Source organism: Rhizobium alarense (genome assembly GCF_021555155.1).
In the GTDB taxonomy this organism is placed as follows: domain Bacteria; phylum Pseudomonadota; class Alphaproteobacteria; order Rhizobiales; family Rhizobiaceae; genus Rhizobium_D; species Rhizobium_D alarense.
Genome location: NZ_JAKGBU010000147.1, coordinates 1,610 through 6,382 on the forward strand (window position 1 = coordinate 1,610; position 4,773 = coordinate 6,382).

The window sequence follows — 4,773 nt, forward strand, 5'->3', positions numbered from 1 at the left end:
GTCGCGCTTCCTCGCGCTGACGGGCGTCGAGCCGGCCGCGGTGCGCGGCGCGGTCGGCGATCCGGGCTTTCTTGCCGGCCTCGTCGACTTCGTGATGGGCCACGAGCCGACGCTGATGGCCTTCTGCGCGGCGACGGGGATACGCCCGGAGACGGTGCAGCGTGCCCATGCGCGCCTGTCCCGGCCGGTCGAGTGGTGACACGCGACACCCGACGGCTGGCCGATGCGGAAGCGATGATCCGGCGGCATACGGCTCCTCCCGGGCAGGCCATGCCGATCGAACGGGCACACGGCGGGTGAATTGTCTGCAGGAAAGGGCCCGACACGCCCCGCCACGCCCTTGAGTGTCCGGAGCTTACGCACTATTGTCCGGATGTTCAACTTTTGTTCTCGACATGCACGGCGATGAAACGCGTTTTCCCGGGTTCTGCCGCGACTGCCTTGCCGGGCAGCCGGACGGCGTGCGCCGTTGCCGCGGCTGCGGCAGCCCGCGGCTCGTCTATCATCCCGAACTCTACAGCCTGACGCTCGCCCATATCGACTGCGACGCCTTCTATGCCGCCGTGGAGAAGCGCGACAATCCTGACCTCGCCGACAAACCGGTGATCATCGGCGGCGGAAAGCGCGGCGTCGTGTCGACCGCCTGCTACGTGGCGCGCATCCATGGCGTGCGCTCGGCCATGCCGATGTTCAAGGCGCTCGAGGCCTGTCCGCAGGCGGTCGTCATCAGGCCGGACATGGAGAAATACGTGCGGGTCGGACGGGAGGTGCGGACCCTCATGCAGGAACTGACGCCGCTCGTGCAGCCGCTTTCCATCGACGAGGCGTTTCTCGAGCTTCGCGGCACGGAGCGCCTGCACCACGATCCCCCTGCCCGCGTGCTCGCACGCTTCGTCCGCCGCATCGAGGGTGAGATCGGCATCACGGTCTCCGTCGGCCTCTCCTACTGCAAGTTCCTGGCGAAGGTCGCCTCCGACCTGCAAAAGCCGCGCGGCTTCTCGGTGATCGGCGAGGCCGAGGCGCTCGACTTCCTGAAGGATCGCCCGGTCGGACTGATCTGGGGTGTCGGCAGGGCCTTCGCCGAAACGCTGGAGCGCGACGGCATCCGCACCATCGGGCAGTTGCAGACGATGGAGGAGACCGACCTCATGCGCCGCTACGGCGTCATGGGCAAGCGGCTCTACAACCTGTCGCGCGGGCAGGACGACCGCGAGGTGCACCTCAACGACGCAGCCAAGAGCGTTTCCTCGGAGACGACCTTCTTCGACGACATCTCCGATCTCGGCGAACTGACGGCCATCCTCAGGCGGCTGAGCGAACAGGTGGCGGCACGGCTGCGCAAGGCCGGATGCGCCGGCCAGACCGTCGTGCTGAAGCTCAAGACGCGCGACTTCAAGAGCCGCACCCGCAACCGGCGGCTGGAAGACCCGACCATGCTTGCCGACCGGATTTTTCGCATCGGGCTCGACCTCCTGAAGCGGGAGACCGACGGCACGAAATTCCGGCTGATCGGCATCGGCGTCACGGATCTTGCCGATCCGGCGCGCGCCGATCCGCCGGACCTCGTCGACCCGCAGGCAGCGCGGCGCGCGGCGGCCGAGGCGGCGATGAACAGGTTGCGCGACAAATTCGGCAAGACGAGCGTCGAGACGGGCTACACGTTCGGCAAGGAACGGCGGTGAGGATCGCCCGGCATGGCGGCGATCCCTGCCGCCGAATTGCCGCAAAAGGGCCGCTTCTGGTGGCATTCCCTGGCGTATTCCCCTGACGACGGCTCCCGATGCCCCCTCCCCGCCGGCCCGCAAGACAAGCCGAACGGCAGGCCCCCGAACGGGGCGCTGCCGCCGACGGCGTCTTGCCGGCGTGTGGCAGCACCCGCCGCCGGCCGCCGCGGACGAACCTTCCCCTCGGCCTTGCCGTGGCATTGGCGGCCCATGCCATCGCCGCGCTGGTGCTGGCTCGCATTCCGGCGCACGACCCGCCACCTCTTCCCGTCGAGAAAAGCATCAGCGTCGAGATGGTGACGGCGTCCAAACCGCTGCCGGCGCGCGGCGAAACGGTCGAGCGTGACGACACCGTCGGCGCCCGGAAACCTTCGACGACCGTCGAAAATCCCACCGAAGCGGAGCGCATGCCCGACGGAACGATCCGGGCGAGACAGCTCTTTTCCTCGGCCATATTGGCCGATCCCCGCAGCCGGGAGGCGCTGGCGGGCCTGGGACAGCTTGCGCCCGGTTTGCGCATCGAGCAGCTCTGCAACCTCGAAGCGATGGAGCAGGTGCATCGCTGGAAGCCGGCCATCGAGCCGGATTTCCTGGTCGCCTACGCGATGGCGGACACCGAGCTGTTCGGCCGGACGCTCTCGGCACCGGGCGGTGCGTTCCGGAGCAAGCGGCACTGGTACGGAATCGGTTTCGATTGCACGGTGAGTGCCGATCTCGCCTCCGTCGCCGCCTTCGCGTTCCGCATGGGGGCCGAAATCCCGGAGAGCGAATGGGAATCGCACATGCTGACCGCGGATGACGGCACGCTGGAATAGACCGCGGCAGGTCCGGCTAGCCGGCAGCGGCCTTTGCGGCCTCCGGGCGCTCGCGGATCGCAGCGAGCCAGCGGTCGCGCAGTACCGGCAGCCGTTCCGGAATGCGGTCCTCCAGGAATTCCGCCCCGACGATGCGGTCGGCGCGGAAATGGCGGAAGTCCCGGCGCAGTTCGCACCAGCCGATGATCAGCCGCGTCGTGTCGAAATAGCCGAGCGTCACCGGCCAGATCGTGCGGCGGCTTTCAGCACCCGCCTCGTCGCGGTAGCGAAGGGCGATCTTCCGGCCGTCGCGGATCGCCTGGCGGGTTCGCGCCATGTCGATGCCGTCGGCAAAGGTTTCGCGCGCCGGCGGCGTGCGTGTCACCGGATTTTCGACATAGGGCCTGAGCCTCTCCGGCACGACCGCCCTGATCTTCGCGACGAGATCGGCGGCCGCCCGCGCGAGGTCGGCGTCGCCGCGCGAGGCCACCCATTGCGCGCCGAGCACCGCCGCCTCGATCTCGTCGGCCGTCAGCATGAGGGGCGGCATGTCGAAACCCTCCTCCAGCACGTAGCCGACGCCCGCCTCGCCGCGGATCGGCACGCGCTGCGCCATCAGGTCGGCGATGTCGCGATAGACGGTGCGCAGCGACACTTCGAGCTCGGCGGCGATCGCCGCACCGCTCAGCGGCCCGCGCGCCCGGCGCAGGATCTGCAGGATCTGGAACAGGCGGTCCGCCCGGCGCATGGTTTCCTCCGCGCGTTGATGCTGACGCCATGTTGTCAGCAGGATGGCAGTAGTCAAGGGCACCGCAACCAAGGAAGCAGTTCCCCATGATCACGCTCTATGCCGGCGGCCCGCAATTCGGCCTTCCCGAAGTCAGCCCCTACTGCACGAAGACCGAGGTTCATCTCAGGATGGCCGGCCTTCCCTATCGCAAGGTGCCGGCCCATCCCGGCCAGTCGCCGAAGGGGCAACTGCCCTTCATGGACGACGGCGGAGAGGTCGTCGCCGATTCCACCTTCATCCGCCTGCATCTCGAACGGCGCTACGGCATCGACTTCGACGAGCACCTGACCGCGCGCCAGCGCGCCGAAGCCTGGGCGATCGAGCGCATGATAGAGAACCATCTCGGCTGGGTCGGCGCATGGCACCGGTTCATGGACGAGGAGAATTTCGCGAGGGGGCCCGCGCACTGGTTCGACGGGGTGCCGGAGGCCGAGCGCGCCGGCTACGTCACCCGCCTGAAGGAAAATGTCCGCGACCGGCTGCTTGCGGTCGGCATCGGCCGACACGCGCCGGACGAGATCGTCATGCTTGGAAAACGCTCGCTCGACGCGCTTGCCGTGGTGATCGGCGACGGCCCCTACCTGATGGGAGGCAAACCGTGCGGCGCCGACGCGACCACCTTCGCCATGCTCGTGAGCGTGATGAACCCGTTCTTCGACGGACCGCTCCGCGACCTTGCCGCCGCCGACCGCCGGCTGACCGCCTATGTCGACCGCATGATGCGGGAATTCTACCCGGACCACGGCTGGACGTTGTAACGAAAAGTTGAACATGCGACCTGGCCGCGCAGCGGCGGGCAGGTCGAATATTTCCGGCCGCCACACGTCTTGATGGGAGTTCCGCCCCTTCCTCAACCGGTGAGTCGCGCATGCATCAAATCTTCCTTAAGCCGGACCGTCTAGATTCGGGACAACCCAGTATTGCGTATGGATGGAAGAGATGATCGTTCGCTTCGCCGCCCGCCTCGGCCTCGCAGCCCTGCTGATGAGTTCCGCCTCCGCCCTTGCCGGAACGCTCGAGGGACCGCTCCAGATCATCGTGTCCAAGGACCTTCAGTCGCTGAAGGTCTACGATGGCGATACGATCGTCGCCACCTCGAACGTCTCCACCGGCAAGGCGGGCCATTCGACACCGACCGGCATCTTCTCGATCCTGGAGAAGAAGCGCACGCATTTCTCCAATCTCTACGACAGCGCGCCGATGCCCTTCATGCAGCGCCTCACCTGGTCCGGCATCGCGCTGCACGCCTCCAACAGCGTGCCGGCCTATCCCGCCTCGCACGGCTGCGTGCGCCTGCCGAACGATTTCGCCAGGACCCTCTACGGGCTGACGCGGCGCGGCGGGCATGTGCTGATCAGCGACAGGGAGGTGACGCCGGCGCGGATCGGACATCCGCTGCTGTTCCGCCCCAAGGCGGCGGAATCGGCCGGCCAGCTGCTCTCCGACGCCACCCTGCGTCCCTCGA

At 67.7% G+C, this 4,773-nt stretch carries 6 protein-coding genes; 5 read left to right on the forward strand and 1 reads right to left on the reverse strand.

Translation table 11 applies throughout. The features are described 5' to 3' along the window. The 3 genes from LXM94_RS25195 to LXM94_RS25205 form a co-directional block, all read left to right on the forward strand. Positions 1-199: DUF3572 domain-containing protein (locus LXM94_RS25195; protein WP_235774556.1), on the forward strand; the 199-nt coding region annotated here is incomplete at its 5' end. A 196-nt stretch (positions 200-395) separates the two neighbouring features. Continuing rightward, positions 396-1,682, forward strand: a complete 1,287-nt coding sequence (locus tag LXM94_RS25200; RefSeq protein WP_235774558.1) for a DNA polymerase IV — start codon at positions 396-398, stop codon at positions 1,680-1,682. Between the two features lie 236 nt (positions 1,683-1,918). Further along, the gene (locus LXM94_RS25205; RefSeq protein WP_235774560.1) at positions 1,919-2,539 is read left to right on the forward strand and encodes a DUF930 domain-containing protein; all 621 of its coding nucleotides are present in this window, start codon (positions 1,919-1,921) and stop codon (positions 2,537-2,539) included. A gap of 16 nt (positions 2,540-2,555) precedes the next feature. On the opposite strand, the gene LXM94_RS25210 is transcribed toward LXM94_RS25205, so the two are convergent. Then, positions 2,556-3,266, reverse strand: a complete 711-nt coding sequence (locus tag LXM94_RS25210) for a helix-turn-helix transcriptional regulator (RefSeq protein ID WP_235774562.1) — start codon at positions 3,264-3,266, stop codon at positions 2,556-2,558. 86 nt (positions 3,267-3,352) lie between these two features. Here LXM94_RS25210 and LXM94_RS25215 point away from each other — a divergent pair, with 86 nt between their 5' ends. Together LXM94_RS25215 and LXM94_RS25220 are read left to right on the forward strand one after the other, a co-directional pair. Continuing rightward, on the forward strand, positions 3,353-4,066 hold the full coding sequence (locus LXM94_RS25215; protein ID WP_235774564.1) for a glutathione S-transferase family protein: 714 nt from the start codon (positions 3,353-3,355) through the stop codon (positions 4,064-4,066). 181 nt (positions 4,067-4,247) lie between these two features. After that, the coding region (locus LXM94_RS25220) for a L,D-transpeptidase family protein (RefSeq protein ID WP_235774566.1) at positions 4,248-4,773 on the forward strand (526 nt) is incomplete at its 3' end.

Bases quoted from the DNA above. Each gene is read 5' to 3' on its own strand.
- LXM94_RS25200 (WP_235774558.1), top strand. From the start codon at position 396: ATGCACGGCGATGAAACGCGTTTTCCCGGGTTCTGCCGCGACTGCCTT.
- LXM94_RS25210 (WP_235774562.1), bottom strand. From the start codon at position 3,266: ATGCGCCGGGCGGACCGCCTGTTCCAGATCCTGCAGATCCTGCGCCGG.
- LXM94_RS25215 (WP_235774564.1), top strand. From the start codon at position 3,353: ATGATCACGCTCTATGCCGGCGGCCCGCAATTCGGCCTTCCCGAAGTC.